Raw genomic sequence first — 16,722 nt, 5'->3', positions numbered from 1 at the left:
GTTTTAAAAAGTATTTACTTAAAACCTTCTACACCTTACGTATTAACTGATATAGTTTACGAAGTATAACTTTGTAATACTTATATTTACCATTATATTAACCCTATCTTAAAGTATTAAAGTCTCAAAACACCACTAATTAGCTTAACCCTAATTTCTATTAATTAGGAATGAATTAAGTTCTTATAAAGATTGTAGTCTACTCTTTATAAGGTTCAAATCATTTTTATTTGAAAAAATTATGTGATGTTTTGAGACTTTTTACTTTACAGCAAAAAAGACGTTTACTGTAGACTGTAGAAATAGCTGTAGCTACAGCTTTGAAATGATATTGCCTTTAGTAGATAATTAACTATTCAGCTTTAATAATTTTTTTAAGCGTATTAAATATCGTTGTTTCAATACTATGTTCGTCACCATCTGCAAAAATCATCAGTTTAATATCAACGAACAAATCGCGATAATCCGCTCTAAAATAATCGTGCGATTTGATACTTTTTAATATTTTCTGAATGCACTGATAATCGTTATCCGCTTCAAACTCTTTATGGATATTTTTAAAAGTTTGTACGTCAATTTTATTCAGAATAAATTCACGTTCGTTGCTAGATTCTTCTAAATCGATATTTGCGATATATAATAGAATATAAGCTAGCAGTTCTTTTTTTGACCAATTGTTAGGTGTTATCATAGTCTTTATTGTGTTAAAGTGCCATATTCGGTCCACGAACCGTCGTACACTGTTGTGTCTTTATAATTTGCAACATTTGCTGCTAAATCTAAGATGCAAGCAGTTAAGCCGGATCCACAACTAAAAACGACTGTGTTTTCTTTTGTAGACAACGCTTTAAAGACTTCTTGGAGCTCTGCTTTAGGCTTTAATTTACCATTCTCTAAACATACCTCGAACGGCATATTTTTAGAATTTGGAATAGTACCGCTTCTTAGGCCCGCTCTAGGTTCTGGTATCTGGCTATAAAACCTAGCCGCACTTCTTGCATCTACAATCGTGTGTTTCTCACTATGCGATAGCTTTTCTAAATCCTTAAAATAAGTGACATTATCTGGGTTAAAATGTGTTTCAAAATCACCTATTGGTTTTGCATTGCTATTCGACGTTTCCGTAGGATAATTTTGTGCTAACCATTCTGGCAGGCCGCCGTCTAAAACAGCAATATTATTATGTCCAAAAGTTTTAAATAACCACCAGACGCGAGCACTAGAATAAATACCTTTATCATCGTATACTACAATCGCGCTGTCCGCATTAACGCCTAGTTTCCTAGCTTCAGTTTGAAATTGTTCTGCTGAAGGAATCGTGTTAGGAAACGCACTAGAAACATCACTGAAACACTCTTTTAAATTGAGAAATTGAGCATTGGGTAATTGAATGTCTTTAGAGACAGTATTATTAGTCTCCGTAATTTTAGGAATGCTGGCATCAAAAATAATGAGGTTTTCAGCCTTTAACTGCCGGTAAAGCCAATCTACTGAAACGACAGGTTCGGAAAGTGTTACTTTAAACATAGATACTCTGTGTGATTTTATATTAAAAACAAGCTTATGCCCTACTCTAAAATACTAAATAAATGGGAATTAGTTGGCCTTCTTAGTTTTTGGATAATGGTCATCCCATTCTTTAGGTTTAGGATCTTTTAATTTCCCTAAAGACTTAGCAACTAGCATCGATACGGTTGCATCTCCTGTAACATTCACTACTGTTCTACACATATCTAAAGGTCTATCGACAGCGAAAATTAAGGCTAATCCTATAGGTAATAATTCCTTAGGGAACCCTATAGATTCTAGTACAATAACAAGCATTACCATTCCTGCACTAGGTATCGCAGCGCTACCAATAGAGGCTAATAATGCTGTAGCAACAATAACCAGCTGGTTGGTAAATGTTAAGCCTTCGGGCCAAATAACCTGCATTATAAAAACAGCGGCAATACCTTGGTATAAACTGGTACCGTCCATATTAACCGTCGCTCCAACCGGTAAAACAAATCCAGAAACCTCTTTATCGACGCCTAAATGCTCTTCCACGCGCTCCATTGTAACGGGTAAAGTCGCGGCACTACTACTTGTAGAAAAGGCTAGTAATTGCGCAGGACTAAAACGACTTAAAAACCACATTGGTGATTTTTTTGTGTAGATGTATATTAATAAAAGGTAAAAACCAATCATTAAAAGCAATCCTAATAGTACACATCCTGCATAGAACAATAATTTTACTAAAATTTCTATATCGTCGAACGCTATAATAACATTGGCTAATAAAGCAAAAACGGCATACGGAGCAAAAAGCATTATTAAATCTACCATCTTCATAATAACCTCATTTAGGGAGTCGAAGAATTTAATTAATGGTTTTGCTTTTTTCTCAGGGATTAACAGAAGGCATATTCCCATAAACATTGCGAAAAAGATAACTTGTAGCATTTCTGGTTTAGAAAATGCATTAAAAATATTACTAGGAAAAACATCTACCAAAGGTTGCAATGGTCCCGCTTCTTTTTGCAAATTAGCCTTGCTAATCATAATATCTGCGGAACCTTGATAGCTCGTTTTAATTTTCTCTATCGTATCCTGTGGCATTCCTACACCAGGTTTTAAAGTATTAACAATAGTTAACCCGATAACAATTGCGATAATGGTTGTTCCCATATAAATACCTATGGTTCGCAGTCCCATTTTTTTAATTTTAGAAATATCTTTTAAATCTGAAATCCCTTTAGTTAACGACGCTAAAATTAAAGGAACAGCAATAAGTTTTAGTAGATTAATAAATATGGTACCAAACGGTTTTATCCAATCAGTAACAAAATCTTTTCCCCCATCGATGGTATTCATAAAAAACCCAAAGAGGACTCCTAAAACCATTCCAATAATTATTTTCCAGTGTAATGCTAATTTCATATGTGTTTTTAGTGTTTCTTTGTAGTAGTTGTAATCTTCTATTTATACATTTTGTTAAGTAGGAAGTAGTCTGCTAAAACGAGGGCTGCCATTGCTTCTACAATAGGAACAGCTCTAGGAACCACACAAGGATCATGTCTGCCTTTACCTTGAATGGTAACGTTCTCACCTTCAGCATTAATAGACTCTTGTGGTTGCATAATGGTGGCTACAGGTTTAAACGCTACACGAAAGTAAATATCCATTCCATTACTTATACCACCTTGTATACCACCAGATAAATTGGTTTTGGTGCTGCCATCGGGATTAAAAATATCGTTATGTTCGCTGCCTTTCATTTTTGCACCACAAAAGCCGCTACCATATTCAAAGCCTTTTACCGCATTTATAGATAGCATTGCTTTGCCTAATTCGGCATGTAATTTATCGAATGCAGGTTCTCCTAATCCAACAGGGACATTTTTTAATACGCAAGTAATTGTACCGCCAATGGTATCGCCTTCTTTTCTAATCTCTTTTATGCGGGTAATCATTTTCTCTGCAATGGCCACATCTGGACACCGCACATCGTTAGACTCTATTTTTGAAAAATCTAAGTCTTGATACGGCTTATCTATAAAAATATCACCGACTGAAGAGGTAAAGGCATTAATTTGAATACTCCCTAGCATTTGCTTTGCTATAGCACCTGCTACAACGCGACAAGCCGTTTCTCGTGCCGAACTACGACCACCACCGCGATAATCGCGATGACCATATTTTTTATCGTAAACATAATCGGCGTGACTTGGGCGATAGGCGTCTTTTAAATGCGAATAATCTTTAGATTTCTGGTTGGCATTTTTAATACTAAAACCAATAGGGGTTCCCGTTGTTTTACCTTCGAAAACACCAGATAGAAACTGAACCGTGTCGGGTTCTTTTCGCTGGGTTACGATGGAAGACTGCCCAGGTTTTCTTCGATTCATTTCATTTTGAATCGCTTCAAGATCTAATATAATGCCCGGCAAACAACCGTCTATTACTCCGCCAATTGCTTCACCATGAGATTCGCCAAAAGTCGTAATATTAAATAGTTTTCCAAAGGAATTTCCAGCCATAGTTTATTTTTGTGCTAATGTAATTGTAAAATCACAGAAACAAAAATAGTAGTTTAATTTTATGAGATTCTTATTTTTTATTATAAATTTAACAAATTCTAAAAAATAGACTGATATGCCTACAAAAACACATTATTTTATACTTTTTATTGCACTATTCTTGGCTACATCCTGTTCCGACGATGATAATACGACTGTTGATACTACTGAGAATTCGTCCATATATGGCAATTATTTTCCGACATTTTTAGATAGTTATTGGAATTATACTGTAGAAGCACAAAGTTCTATAACGACAGATCCTATCATTTCAACCGACGAACTTACTGTTGAGAGTATAAATAATAACAATTTTACGCTTACTGCAAACGATGGCTTACCTGCAAACGGTACAATGAGTGGCATTTTAGTTAGTGGTACTTTAACAAGTTCTAATACCACATTAAGCTTAAACGGAACCTTAGAGTTACCCGCTGGAATAACTGATTTAATAGATTTTGATATCGCTTTAAACTCTGCTATTTTATATGATATCAATGCTTCAAATAATACTAATTTATTTTCTGTAAGTGAGCAAGTTACCCAAGATATTCAGGGTTTTCCGGTAACCATTAATTATGACGTCAATACAAAATCTTTAGGTTTTTATAATTCGGTAACAGTTAATGATGAAACCTATACTAATGTCGTAGCGACTGAAATTGTTTTAAGTCTTGGTGCTGCAACGTCTATCGATTTTGGAGGCATCCCAATTAACGTTGCTATTTTAGCACCGCAAGACCTGTTCGTTGTAACGAGTTATTATGCTGAAAACGTTGGGTTAATAAAAGCAGAATCTTACTTTAACTACGAAATTAATGCCACGGCTATTGCTGCTTTGGCTAATTCAGGAATAGATTTAGGCATTCCTGCTACTGGATCTTCTAACAACATACAAGAATTAATAGGATTCGGTTTACAATAATTAAGAAGTTTCTATTATTTAGCGCATTTATTAAAGAAGCGCTTCTTTTAAAATAGTAATGGGATGTTTAGCTATGCGCTGTGTTCCATCTTTTATTTGATGTCTACAACTGGTACCATTTGCTGCTATTTCAGTAGTTTTTGGTGCTTTTCGAACGGCTGGAAATAGCGTTAGCTCTCCTATTGCCATACTCACATCGTAATGTTCCTTTTCATAACCAAAACTACCTGCCATACCACAGCAACCACTAGGAATTAAAGTGACTTTATAATTCTCAGGAAAATTTAAAACATTAAAACTGTGAATTTGATTGCTCATAGCCTTTTGGTGACAATGGCCGTGAAACTTAATAGTTTTAGGTTGTGAGGTGAATTGATCTGCTGAAATATTACCTAAAGTGATTTCCTGACTTAAAAACTCTTCAATTAAAAAGGTTTTATCGGCGATTTTTTTTGCTAAAACACGATCGTCAGCAAGCTTTAAATATTCATCTTTAAAGGTTAAAATCGCCGATGGCTCGATACCAATAAGCGGCGTTTCTGCAGTAATAATATCCTTATATAAAGCAATGTTTTTATTAGCAATTACTTTGGCTTCTTCAAGAAACCCTTTCGATAAAAAAGTCCGACCAGACTCTTCATTTTTAATAAGCTTTACGTCGTAATGCAACGCTCTTAAAAGTGTTACTGTGTCGCGACCAATTTCGGTGTCTAAGTAATTAGTGAATTCATCATTAAATAGATAAACGGTTTTAATACATTTAATAGCAACACTCTTATTTACAAGAGATTGATACTCTTTATATAAACTCTTTTTTGATAGTAATGGCAGAGACCTTTTTTGAGCAATACCTAAAGCGCTTTTAATAATTGAAGACGTTATATAATTTGAGAACATAAAATTTGTGACGCGATAAAACTGTTGCCCTATTGCATTATATTTTGTGTTATAAGCAAATAATTTTGTCCTTAAATCTACGGGATTGTCTTTATTATATTGGTATAAAAATTCAGCTTTTAAACTAGCAACATCCACACTACTTGGGCATTCGCTAGCACAGGCTTTGCAGCTTATACATAAATCGAAAACTTCTTTTAGTTCCTTGTGATTAAATTTATTTGGTTTTGTAGATGTGGTTAAAAACTCACGTAATGCATTTGCTCGTGCTCTTGTGGTGTCTTTTTCATTTGAAGTCGCACGAAAACTAGGGCACATTGTACCACCAAACTCAGACGTTTTTCTACAATCGCCAGAACCATTACATTTTTCAGCTTCACGTAAAATGCCTTGCGATGCAGAAAAATCTAAAAAAGTCTCAATCTCAGGTTCTTCCCTATTGGTTTCATAACGTAAATTATCATCCATTGTAAAGGCATCTACTATTTTCCCGGGATTGAAAATATTATGAGGATCGAAAGCGGTTTTAAGACCTTTTAATATGGCGTAATTCGCCGCTCCAATCATAATAGGGATAAACTCAGCTCTTACAATGCCATCGCCGTGCTCACCACTAAAAGACCCTTGATATTTCTTTACTAAATTAGCAACACGCGTTGTAATTTCTCGAAATAGAACAACATCATCCGATTGCTTTAAATCTAAAATTGGACGTAAATGTAATTCGCCGGCACCGGCATGTGCATAATACACAGCGTTTTGGTTAAAGTGCTTCATTAACGCTGTAAAATCTGCTATATAATCTGCTAAATCGGTTATAGCCACCGCAGTGTCTTCAATACAAGCAACAGCTTTTTTATCACCTATAATATTTCCTAGCAAACCTAAACCAGCGCTTCTTAAATTAGCGGCTTTGTTTATAGAATCACCGTATAAAACACTATTGGCGTAACTTAATTGTGATTCTTCTATGGTTTTAATGAGTGCGTCCGCTTTTATTTGTGCGGCTTCAGGCGTTTCGGCTTTTATTTCACAGAGTAAAATAGCGATTGGGTCTCCTTGTATAAAAGTTCTATTTTCTGTTTGCGTTTTATTTTGTTTAGTACACTCTAAAATGGTTTTATCCATCATTTCACAGGTATACAATTGGTGTTTCATAACAGGAACCACAGCGTTTAAACACTTTTCAATACTGTCAAAATGTGCCGCGATGACAATAGATTCTTGTGGGGGTAAATCATTTAATTGTAACGTAATTTCTGTTGTAAAGGCCAACGTGCCCTCACTTCCAGTTAATAATTTGCAGATATTAAAAGGGATATCAGATTCTGAAAACACTTCCGTTTTAATTAACTCATCAAGAGCATAACCGGTATTTCTTCGGTGTATTTCAGGTTTTGGAAACTGAGATAGTATGTCATTTTGTACCGTTTCAGAGTGTAATTCATTATAAATTGATAGATAAATAGCGCCTTCTAACGTTTGTAACTTACATTTAGTTTCAAATTCTTCCGCAGTCATATTAAAAAACTCAACAGCACTTCCATCACTTAATAGTGTTTTTAACGCTATCACTTTATCTCGGGTCACTCCGTATTGAATAGACGTAGTGCCAGAGGAATTGTTTCCTACCATTCCGCCAATCATACACCTATTAGACGTCGATGTATTCGGGCCAAAAAACAAATTGAAAGGTTTTAAGTAATTATTCAGCGTATCGCGAACTACGCCGGGCTGCACGGTAATTGTTTTTTCAGTCTCATTAAAACTGATGATTTTTGTAAAATATTTAGAGACATCAACCACGATGCCTTTACCCACGCACTGCCCTGCGAGCGACGTACCAGCTGTTCTTGGTATTAACGAGGTGTTATGAGTTTTAGCAAAATAAATGAGTGACCTAATATCATCTTCCGTTTTAGGAAAAGCAACAGCTAAGGGTAACATTCTATAAACAGAAGCATCTGTAGCGTACAAAACGCGCATTAACTTATCGTAATGTAAATCGCCTTTTAATTGCTGTTGTAATGTATCGAGAGCTTTGTGTATCGTTCCTTCCATAATTAATTTACCACTACGAATATCGTAGTTTTTCTTCAGTAATTACCTAACTATTGTTAACAAAAAATTAGTAGTAATTTCATAACAACCAATTACTTTAAAGGTTAAATTTGATAGACTAATTTTAAAATCAACTTATAATATGAAAAAATTAATTTTATTAACTGTTGCTGTTTTAGGGTTTGGTTTTGCTGCTTCTGCACAGACCATTTCAAAAAATGCAATAGGTTTACGTTTAGGTGATAGTGATGGGTTTGGGGCTGAAGTTTCTTATCAGCGTGCGTTATCAGACAATAATAGATTAGAACTTGATTTAGGTTGGCGAGACGGAAACTACTACGACGGTTTTAAACTGGCTGGTATTTACCAATGGGTTTGGAATATTGACGGTGGTTTTAACTGGTACGCAGGTCCTGGCGCTGGTTTTGGTGCTTATAGTATTGACGATGATTACAAAAAATACGATAAGTACGATGACGATAGTGACACTTTTGTTTTCTTAGCAGGTGATATAGGTATCGAGTATAATTTCGATTTCCCATTATTAGTGTCATTAGACTTTAGACCAGAACTTGGGTTTGGAGATGACCGTTTTGATAATAACGACCTCGATTTTGATATTGCGCTGGGTGTGAGATACCAATTCTAAAAACAGAAAATACAGATAATTAAAAAGCACTTCAATTGAAGTGCTTTTTTTGTGTCTTAAACGTAATAATTGATAGCTTTACTCTTTACAATTCCTAAGTGTTTCTTCGTAAATCGCTTCATATTGAGGAACGATATTAGCAATATCAAATTTCCGTGCTTGTTCTTTAGCATTATTTTTGAATTGTTTTAGCGTAGTTTCATCTTGAAGAATTTTAATGGCATTTTTACTCATTTCTTCCACATTCCCCACCTCACTTAAGAACCCTGAAAAACCTTGTTCATTAACTTCCGGAATACCTCCCGTGTTACTTGATATTACGGGAACGCCCGAAGCCATAGCTTCTAAAGCCGATAACCCGAAACTTTCGGTCTCACTTAATAATAAGAACAAATCTGAAAAACATAAAATACGATCGATTTCATTACTATTCCCGAAAAACACGACCTTATCTGTAATACCTAATTTTCTGCATAAACGTTCGGCAGGTTCGCGCTCCGGCCCTTCTCCAACCATCATTAATTTAGCTGGAATGGTTTTTTGAATATTATAAAAGGTTTTTATAATATCTAATATGCGTTTAACCGGTCTGAAATTACTAATATGGGTGATGATTTTTTCATCTTCGGTGGCCATCATACCACGCTGACAGTCGGTAAAAGTATGATCGAATTTATTTAAATCTATAAAATTTGTTATCACTTTAATATCATTCTTAATATCAAATAACCGCAAAGTATCTTCTCTTAAGCTTTCTGAAACTGCCGTTACAGCATTCGATTTATTGATACTAAAGGTGACCGCTGGTTTATAAAACGGATGACTCCCAACCAAGGTGATATCGGTACCGTGAAGGGTGGTAACAAAAGGTATATAAATACCGTCTTCTTGCAACATTTTTTGCGCCATATATGCTGCATAAGCGTGAGGAATAGCATAATGTACATGAAGTATTTCAATTTTATGTAGTTTCACCATATCTACCAATTTGCTTGATAAAGCTAACTCGTAGGGCTGGTAATGAAACAATGGATATTCTGGCACATTCACTTCATGATAATGTACATTATTACCTAAGAGCTCTAAACGAACTGGCTGATTGTACGTTATAAAATGAATATTATGGCCCCGCTTAGAAAGCTCTAAACCTAACTCTGTAGCAACTACGCCACTACCTCCAAACGTTGGATAACATACTATTCCTATTTTCACCTTTTTTAATGTTTTTTATGTCTAGTATCTAGTTAATCGCCTCGTAAATAGCTTTTTGAATGTCTGTTCTAATATCTTCTCTTAACAACATATTTTTTGCTTTCGAACTTGGGTACGTTCTATTGGCTAAAAACACATAAACTATTTCTTCATCTGGATCTGCCCAAGCGTAAGTTCCTGTAAATCCTGAATGCCCAAAGCTTGTCATAGATACACAGCCACACGTTGGCCCTTCTTCTCCTAATTGGGGTTTGTCGAAACCAACGCCTCTCCTTACATTTTTCTCACAGAAATAACAGGTATTAAACTTATCGATAGTTTCTGGTTTTAAATAACGCACACCGCCGTAGTATCCTTTTTGTAAATACATTTGCATAATTTTAGCAATATCATTGGCGTTACTAAACACACCCGCGTGTCCGCCAACACCGCCTTGCATTGCCGCTCCCATATCGTGAACATAACCTTGTACCTTTTGAAATCTGTAATAATCGTCTACTTCCGTTGGCGCTATTTTGGTGTTCGAAATGGTTTTATAAGGATTATATAAAGTATGATTTGCGCCTAACGACTTATAAAAGTGATCTTGAGCAACCTCATTTAACGGTCGGTCGTAATGTTTTTCTATGTATTGCTTAATAATATAATACGCTAAATCGCTGTAACGGTAGCGTAAGTGACTTAATAACTCGGTGTCTTTAATAATTTTAGGAATAGAATCTTGGTAACTGTCACGCATAAATAAATTTGGTGCAATTTCCGTAGTAAATCCTGGCTTTCTGGATGTTCTGTAGTATTTGCTTGATGGTTTATTAGTGACCGAATCTAAAGTCGCATAATAAAAAGGTATCCAAGGTTTTAGTTGGGCATAATGGGAGAGCATTTTTTTAATAGTCATATTCTTCTTATTCGAATGCTTATAATAAGGTAGAATATCAGATAACTTGCTATCTAAAGACACAATTCCTTGGTCTTCCAACTCCATTAACAAAGGTAAAGTAGCTACAATTTTAGTAAGTGAAGCGATATCATAAATATCGTCTGATTCTACAACTTTGGTACCATCGTAAGTGTGTTTTCCAAAATTTTTATTATAAATTACTTTTCCTTTTCTAGCCACTAGAAGTTGAATTCCAGGCGTCATTTTTTGATCTATGGCATATTGTGCGATAGCATCTATTTTATTAAGTTTTTCTGAATTCATACCCACCCGTTCCGGAATAGTATAGGCTAAACGATTCAAACTATTTTTCTGAATCCCATCGCCTACTGTAAAATACGGCCCTGCTGATACAGGTAAAGTCCCTTTTGCCGGAAAGGCACCAAAAATAAGTTGTGCTGATTTCTCTTGCGCCACTTTACTGTTTTGGTAACTCACCACAACGCTCTCTATATTCGTTATAGATTCCAAATCTAATAAGGCATAAGGACGCGTAAAAATGTTTAAAATTACAGTGTTTGTTCGTGCTATTTCATAGAGCCACGTTAGTTCTTTATTGGTGAACTCGTAGCCTTTCCAAGGATTGTCATTAGATTTATGAAATCCTACAATCACCGTGTTATAATTTTGAAGTTTTTCAATTAAAACATCTAAATTGTTATCTTCTATTTTATGTACTTTCCCATATTTTTTTAATTCCTCGTAAAATGGAGTGCCATCATCATCGCCTAAAGAAACATACGCTATATTTTTAGTTTCTAGATGTCTTAGAGGTAATAGTTTTTTATCGTCGTGAGCCACTGTTATAGCTTGCTCCATCAACGTTTCGTAAAGGGCGTAATCTTTAATACGATTTAAGTCTTCTACTAAATTAGCTGTACCAATAGGTTCGTACTTATTTAATCCTACTTTATATTTTGCAAGCAATATTTTTTTTACAGAAAGTTGTAATCGTTCATCTGTTATCGCACCGCGTTCGTAAGCTTCAGCAATTTTATTAATGCCTTTTTCAACATCTTCAGACATTAGCATTACATCATTTCCTGCTAAAAAAGCTGCTAAATCAATTTCACCACCAACATTCACTGATCCAGAATTTACGCCGTCAAACGTAGGTTTTACAAAATCGGCAACACCTTTCATAGTCAGCGCATCGGTAAAAATCAACCCTTTAAACCCTAATCTTTCTTTTAAAATATCTGTGACAATAGTTTTTGACAATGATGAAGGATATCCGTCACGAGCCTCTAAACTAGGCACGCTTAAATGCGCAACCATAACACTCGATAGCCCTTCTTTTATTAATTTTCTATAGGGATATAATTCAATAGAATCTATTCGTTTTTTATTGAAGGTAATTGTAGGTAATGTTTTATGAGAGTCGCTTGCCGTATCGCCGTGACCAGGAAAATGTTTTGCACTAGACAATACACCTACACTTTGCATTCCTTTCATTAAGGCCATCGCTTTTTCGGTAACGTTATCTCTATCTTCTCCAAACGAACGATTTCCAATAATAGGATTTTTAGGATTGGTATTAATATCTACCACAGGAGCGAAATTAAAATGAACACCTAAACGTTTACTGTGTTCTCCTAATTGGCGACCGGTTTGTTCTATAAGTTTGGGATCCTTAATGGCTCCTAAAGTCATATTCCAAGGAAATGAAAATGTAGAATCCAATCGCATACTTAATCCCCATTCGGCATCCATACCAATAAGTAAAGGGGTTTGTGAAGCTGCTTGTAGTACGTTGTTTAATTTAGCTTGACGTACAGGGCCTCCCTTAGAGTATATAATGCCTCCTATTTTTTGGTCTTTTATAAGTCCGATTATTTTATTTTTATTAGCTTCTGACTGATCAGAAAACACTTGAACCATATATAATTGCCCAATCTTTTCTTTTAAAGTCAAGGCATTGTACACACTATCGACCCATTGTTTTTGACCATTTACATCTTTTGCCAAAAGCGGATTACCTGACTGTTGAGCAGATAAAGAGATAGAAAAAATAAAGAATATGAGGGAATATAATACGTTTCGCATAAAATAATAATCTATAAAGCTGTTACAGAAGCGCAACATTTTAGACAACGACAAATTAGTGTATTTCTTATTATTAAATAAAGACTTTAAGACAGTTTTATTAGTAAGTAGAGAAAAAAATTACTGCCAATAAAAATTAGCAGTAATTATATTATTTTAAAAAGCGATTATGCCAGCTTTCGCTCGCCGGAACTTCCCAGTTCTCGTTAAATTCGGCAATATTGGTTACCAAGTTATTAAAAACAATCGTTTTTTTAGAGACGGCTTTATCTTTCGCCATTTTTCTAAAATCGGTTAATGTTTTATAAGCAACGTATTCACCTTGTTTATAGGATACGTTCATTTTATCCATTAAATCAACATTGTATTCTTTTTCTAGTTGCTGAATAAAATGCACCGAACTATCCACACTACAACCTGTTGCTGCTTGCACTCCTTGGTCTACCGCTAAAATGATAAAGCGTTTATACTTTATCTCGAAACCCGCTTGTAAATCGGTACCGTGCGCAGCCCAATTAGAAATAAAAATTTTTAATTTCTCTTTTATTTCTTCTAGTTCTACATCAGAAAAAGAACGATTTGCTTGGTATATCCAAATTTTTGAGGTCTCTGGTAATGTATTAAAATCTACTAACATTGTTGTGTTTACGTTTTTTTTTAAGTGAAAGATTACTTTTTGTTTTTACGCGCTTTTCGTAATGAAAAGTAATTTATAGCTGCCATAAAACCGCCAAAAAGGATGAAGTTCATTAAAAATTTACTAATTGAAAATAAAATATCATCGTTATAATCGAAAGCCGCCATAACACCTGCAAAAACTAAACCAGCAAATGCTCCGGGATACAAATACTTCTTCTTATCGATTGGTTCCATCTTATAAATCTTGAGCATTAGCGATAAGTTCGGCAATATCCATTACTTCAACATCACCTTCTTTATCTTTACCTTTTACGCCATCCGTCATCATAGTATTACAAAACGGACAACCAGCTGCAATAATTTCCGGTTTCGTTTCCAGAGCTTGTTCGGTACGTTCGATATTTATTTCTTTATCGCCTTTTTCAGCGTCTTTAAACATTTGCGCACCACCGGCTCCGCAACATAACCCACGAGATTTGCAGCTTTTCATTTCTACAAGTTCGGCGTCTAACTTTCTAATTAACTCTCTAGGTGCTTCATAAACATTATTGGCACGACCTAAGTAACACGGATCGTGAAAAGTAATGCGCTTTCCTTTAAATTGTCCACCTTCAATGGTTAAACGTCCGTCGTCCAAAAGTCCTTTTAAAAACTGGGTATGGTGCACCACTTCGTAGTTACCACCTAATCCCGGATATTCGTTTTTAATAGTATTAAAGCAATGCGGACAAGCGGTTACTATTTTTTTAATTTCGTAAGCATTCATTACTTCTATATTAGTAACAGCCTGCATTTGAAATAAAAATTCGTTCCCCGAACGCTTTGCAGGATCTCCTGTGCAACTTTCTTCGGTTCCTAAAACTGCGAATTCTACATTGGCCTTATTTAATATTCTAACAAACGCTTTTGTTATTTTTTTTGCTCTATCGTCAAAGCTTCCAGCGCATCCTACCCAAAATAAAACCTCTGGGTGCTTACCTTCTGCCATGTATTCTGCCATTGTTGGCACTTTAAGTTGTTCGCTCATATCTATGAGGTTTAAGTTTTATAAATGTTAAGCCGTAAAAACGGATATAATTAATTGTTTACTTCTTATCGTTAAAGACTTGAATTCTTACTTTTTTCTCTATTAAATCTGTAAACTGTCCTTTATATTGTGTCGCTTTCACCAAATGATTATCTATCCAATGGTAATTGCCACCACGGGGTTTCCCCATTAATAAACTATGAAATTTAAAACCGTGTGTATTTAACCATTGGGTTGTTACCGCTCTGTGATCTTCAAGTCTAGAGGTAAAAAAACAAATCATATGGCCTTGTTCGTACCATTTGTTGCATGTTTTCAAGGCATCCAGGTAGGGTAAGCACGTTTCCATTCGCTCTGGTTCTTCATTTGGGATATCGTCTGTAATGGTACCGTCTATATCTATTAAATAGTTTTTTACACCTTCAGGTAATACAGGGCTTATTTTTTCTCCAGCTGCGACTTTCTCGTGTAAAAACTGATCTGCATCTTCTCTTTTCATCATTTATCGGTTTCTGTCTCTGGTACAATTGAAGCGAAATCGTCTTTCGAAATCCTTATATAAACAGCTAATTTTTTATAGCCATTTTTTAATCTGTTTTGGGAATCGTATTTTTCGAGGTCTGCACGTCGTAATGCCTCTTCCCCTATTTTCTGTGTCTGAAATTCTGAACAGTAATCGCAAAACACTTTTTTTAAAGTGATATGCTCTGCAACACTTTCTATAAACTTTATTTCGGTATACGCTTTTATTTGTAATGAATCTTCAGTGTACGATTGTGCTTGACTTTTGCCTAATCCAAAGAATATGAATAGTATAATTAGAGGTGCTATGTTCTTCTTAAATATATTCATTTTCTATTTTGAAATTAAGAGTTATTCATTCTGCATATTATTATCTACTCATTTTTAAAACGGATTTTAATCCTTCACTCAGATTGAAATACTATTCGTCTTTCCAGTTTAATCGATCCATTTGATTGTAAGGCCAAGGTGCACCGTTATTTTCAACATTGGTCATCATATTATTAAGCTCCATAGGTGCCGCCGATTCTTCCATTACTAAATAACGACGCATTTCCATAATAATATTTAAGGGATCGATACTTACAGGGCAAGCCTCTGTACAAGCGTTACAACTAGTACACGCCCATAATTCTTCGGGCGTAATATAGTCGTTTAATAATTGCTTTCCATCATCTACGAAAACACCTTTATTAGCATCGATATTTTTCCCTACTTCTTCCAGACGATCTCTGGTATCCATCATAATTTTACGCGGTGATAACTTTTTACCCGTAATATTTGCAGGACATTCGCTTGTACAACGACCGCATTCGGTACACGTGTATGCGTTTAGTAAATTCACCCAACTTAAATCCTGCACATCGCTCGCTCCAAATTTTGCAGGCGTTTCATCTTGCGCGTCTTCGGCTGGAGCTGCAAACGGATCGGCATCTGGATCCATCATTAACATCACCTCTTTAGTTACGGCAGCATCATTTTCGAACTGTCCTTTTGGATTAATATTACCGTAATAGGTGTTTGGGAATGCTAATAAAATATGTAAATGCTTAGAGAAATAGAGGTAGTTTAAGAATATTAATATACCAACAATATGCAGCCACCACGCAGAACGCTCCACGATATGTAACGCACTCTCTGAAAAATTACTGAAAAATGGTGCAATGTATTGACTAATTACATTACCAGATTCCGTTTGTTGAAAGGTGAGGTCGGTAGCATTCATAATTAAAAACAATGCCATTAAAACCATTTCGAAATACAGAATAATATTTCCATCGCTTTTTGGCCAACCTTTCATTTCGGCGCTCATAAAACGTTTAATCTTAATCACATTTCGGCGTATCCAAAACACTACAACAGCTATAAAAACTAGCGCTGCTAATACTTCAAAACTTCCTATAAGAACACCATAAACGCTTCCTAAACTAGAGAATATACGATGCGTGCCAAATAGTCCGTCGATAATAATTTCTAAAACCTCAATATTAATAATTACAAAGCCGACGTAAACAATAACGTGGAAGAAACCAGATACTGGTCGTTTTACCATTTTACTCTGCCCAAGAGCAATCATTATTACGTTTTTCCAACGTGCAGGTTTATTATCGTTAACCTCTTTAGCTTTTCCTAAATTAATGTTACGAATCAGTTTTCTTACATTAAACGCAAAATAACCGAGACCTGCTATTAGTACGAATGCAAATAAAATATTTGGTATATAATCCATAGTTATGATTAGTT

15 protein-coding genes are annotated in these 16,722 nt (G+C 35.1%); 2 read left to right on the top strand and 13 right to left on the bottom strand.

Annotated elements, in window-relative coordinates; genetic code table 11:
- Nucleotides 1-352 precede the first annotated feature (352 nt).
- The 4 genes from ES676_RS04580 to aroC form a co-directional block, all read right to left on the bottom strand.
- Nucleotides 353-691 (bottom strand): hypothetical protein, encoded by a 339-nt coding sequence (locus tag ES676_RS04580; protein ID WP_148368861.1) that lies wholly within the window; start codon nt 689-691, stop codon nt 353-355.
- Nucleotides 692-696: 5 nt separating this feature from the next.
- Entirely contained in the window at nt 697-1,527 is an 831-nt protein-coding gene (locus ES676_RS04575) for a sulfurtransferase (protein ID WP_148368860.1), read from the bottom strand.
- A gap of 69 nt (nt 1,528-1,596) precedes the next feature.
- Nucleotides 1,597-2,922 carry a dicarboxylate/amino acid:cation symporter gene (locus ES676_RS04570; RefSeq protein ID WP_148368859.1) on the bottom strand — a complete coding sequence of 442 codons (1,326 nt, stop codon included), beginning with the start codon at nt 2,920-2,922 and terminating at the stop codon, nt 1,597-1,599.
- 38 nt (nt 2,923-2,960) lie between these two features.
- Nucleotides 2,961-4,022: a chorismate synthase gene (gene aroC / locus ES676_RS04565; protein WP_148368858.1), complete on the bottom strand. Its 1,062-nt coding sequence runs from the start codon at nt 4,020-4,022 to the stop codon at nt 2,961-2,963.
- A 115-nt stretch (nt 4,023-4,137) separates the two neighbouring features.
- On the opposite strand from aroC, the gene ES676_RS04560 reads away from it, so the two are divergent.
- Nucleotides 4,138-4,986 carry a hypothetical protein gene (locus ES676_RS04560; RefSeq protein WP_148368857.1) on the top strand — a complete coding sequence of 283 codons (849 nt, stop codon included), beginning with the start codon at nt 4,138-4,140 and terminating at the stop codon, nt 4,984-4,986.
- A 30-nt stretch (nt 4,987-5,016) separates the two neighbouring features.
- On the opposite strand, the gene ES676_RS04555 is transcribed toward ES676_RS04560, so the two are convergent.
- Nucleotides 5,017-7,944 (bottom strand): FAD-binding and (Fe-S)-binding domain-containing protein, encoded by a 2,928-nt coding sequence (locus ES676_RS04555; RefSeq protein ID WP_148368856.1) that lies wholly within the window; start codon nt 7,942-7,944, stop codon nt 5,017-5,019.
- A 142-nt stretch (nt 7,945-8,086) separates the two neighbouring features.
- Here ES676_RS04555 and ES676_RS04550 point away from each other — a divergent pair, with 142 nt between their 5' ends.
- Nucleotides 8,087-8,593 (top strand): hypothetical protein, encoded by a 507-nt coding sequence (locus ES676_RS04550; RefSeq protein ID WP_148368855.1) that lies wholly within the window; start codon nt 8,087-8,089, stop codon nt 8,591-8,593.
- Nucleotides 8,594-8,671: 78 nt separating this feature from the next.
- On the opposite strand, the gene bshA is transcribed toward ES676_RS04550, so the two are convergent.
- The 8 genes from bshA to ES676_RS04510 form a co-directional block, all read right to left on the bottom strand.
- On the bottom strand, nt 8,672-9,805 hold the full coding sequence (gene bshA / locus ES676_RS04545; RefSeq protein WP_148368854.1) for an N-acetyl-alpha-D-glucosaminyl L-malate synthase BshA: 1,134 nt from the start codon (nt 9,803-9,805) through the stop codon (nt 8,672-8,674).
- A gap of 28 nt (nt 9,806-9,833) precedes the next feature.
- Nucleotides 9,834-12,791, bottom strand: coding sequence for a glycoside hydrolase family 3 N-terminal domain-containing protein (locus ES676_RS04540; protein ID WP_148368853.1), 2,958 nt, complete (start codon nt 12,789-12,791; stop codon nt 9,834-9,836).
- Between the two features lie 151 nt (nt 12,792-12,942).
- Nucleotides 12,943-13,428, bottom strand: coding sequence for an ABC transporter ATPase (locus tag ES676_RS04535; protein WP_148368852.1), 486 nt, complete (start codon nt 13,426-13,428; stop codon nt 12,943-12,945).
- A gap of 32 nt (nt 13,429-13,460) precedes the next feature.
- The gene (locus ES676_RS04530; protein ID WP_148368851.1) at nt 13,461-13,664 is read right to left on the bottom strand and encodes a hypothetical protein; all 204 of its coding nucleotides are present in this window, start codon (nt 13,662-13,664) and stop codon (nt 13,461-13,463) included.
- Between the two features lies 1 nt (nt 13,665).
- A complete protein-coding gene (locus ES676_RS04525; protein ID WP_148368850.1) occupies nt 13,666-14,457 on the bottom strand; it encodes a (Fe-S)-binding protein in 792 nt (263 codons plus the stop codon).
- 58 nt (nt 14,458-14,515) lie between these two features.
- Nucleotides 14,516-14,956, bottom strand: a complete 441-nt coding sequence (locus ES676_RS04520) for an LNS2 domain-containing protein (protein ID WP_148369193.1) — start codon at nt 14,954-14,956, stop codon at nt 14,516-14,518.
- Nucleotides 14,956-15,309 carry a hypothetical protein gene (locus ES676_RS04515; RefSeq protein ID WP_246130304.1) on the bottom strand — a complete coding sequence of 118 codons (354 nt, stop codon included), beginning with the start codon at nt 15,307-15,309 and terminating at the stop codon, nt 14,956-14,958. Before ES676_RS04515 ends, ES676_RS04520 begins: the two co-directional genes overlap by 1 nt.
- A gap of 91 nt (nt 15,310-15,400) precedes the next feature.
- Nucleotides 15,401-16,708 (bottom strand): (Fe-S)-binding protein, encoded by a 1,308-nt coding sequence (locus ES676_RS04510; protein WP_148368849.1) that lies wholly within the window; start codon nt 16,706-16,708, stop codon nt 15,401-15,403.
- Nucleotides 16,709-16,722: the final 14 nt, after the last annotated feature.

The sequence above is a fragment of the Bizionia saleffrena genome, assembly GCF_008086175.1.
Classification (GTDB): Bacteria; Bacteroidota; Bacteroidia; order Flavobacteriales; family Flavobacteriaceae; genus Bizionia; species Bizionia saleffrena.
This window is presented reverse-complemented; position numbering and strand designations above follow the sequence as displayed.

Coding starts and splice junctions, on each gene's coding strand:
- ES676_RS04515 (WP_246130304.1), bottom strand. CDS start 15,309: ATGAATATATTTAAGAAGAACATAGCACCTCTAATTATACTATTCATA.
- ES676_RS04540 (WP_148368853.1), bottom strand. CDS start 12,791: ATGCGAAACGTATTATATTCCCTCATATTCTTTATTTTTTCTATCTCT.
- ES676_RS04520 (WP_148369193.1), bottom strand. CDS start 14,956: ATGAAAAGAGAAGATGCAGATCAGTTTTTACACGAGAAAGTCGCAGCT.
- ES676_RS04510 (WP_148368849.1), bottom strand. CDS start 16,708: ATGGATTATATACCAAATATTTTATTTGCATTCGTACTAATAGCAGGT.
- ES676_RS04550 (WP_148368855.1), top strand. CDS start 8,087: ATGAAAAAATTAATTTTATTAACTGTTGCTGTTTTAGGGTTTGGTTTT.
- aroC (WP_148368858.1), bottom strand. CDS start 4,022: ATGGCTGGAAATTCCTTTGGAAAACTATTTAATATTACGACTTTTGGC.
- ES676_RS04525 (WP_148368850.1), bottom strand. CDS start 14,457: ATGAGCGAACAACTTAAAGTGCCAACAATGGCAGAATACATGGCAGAA.
- ES676_RS04560 (WP_148368857.1), top strand. CDS start 4,138: ATGCCTACAAAAACACATTATTTTATACTTTTTATTGCACTATTCTTG.
- ES676_RS04535 (WP_148368852.1), bottom strand. CDS start 13,428: ATGTTAGTAGATTTTAATACATTACCAGAGACCTCAAAAATTTGGATA.
- ES676_RS04530 (WP_148368851.1), bottom strand. CDS start 13,664: ATGGAACCAATCGATAAGAAGAAGTATTTGTATCCCGGAGCATTTGCT.
- ES676_RS04570 (WP_148368859.1), bottom strand. CDS start 2,922: ATGAAATTAGCATTACACTGGAAAATAATTATTGGAATGGTTTTAGGA.
- ES676_RS04580 (WP_148368861.1), bottom strand. CDS start 691: ATGATAACACCTAACAATTGGTCAAAAAAAGAACTGCTAGCTTATATT.
- ES676_RS04575 (WP_148368860.1), bottom strand. CDS start 1,527: ATGTTTAAAGTAACACTTTCCGAACCTGTCGTTTCAGTAGATTGGCTT.
- ES676_RS04555 (WP_148368856.1), bottom strand. CDS start 7,944: ATGGAAGGAACGATACACAAAGCTCTCGATACATTACAACAGCAATTA.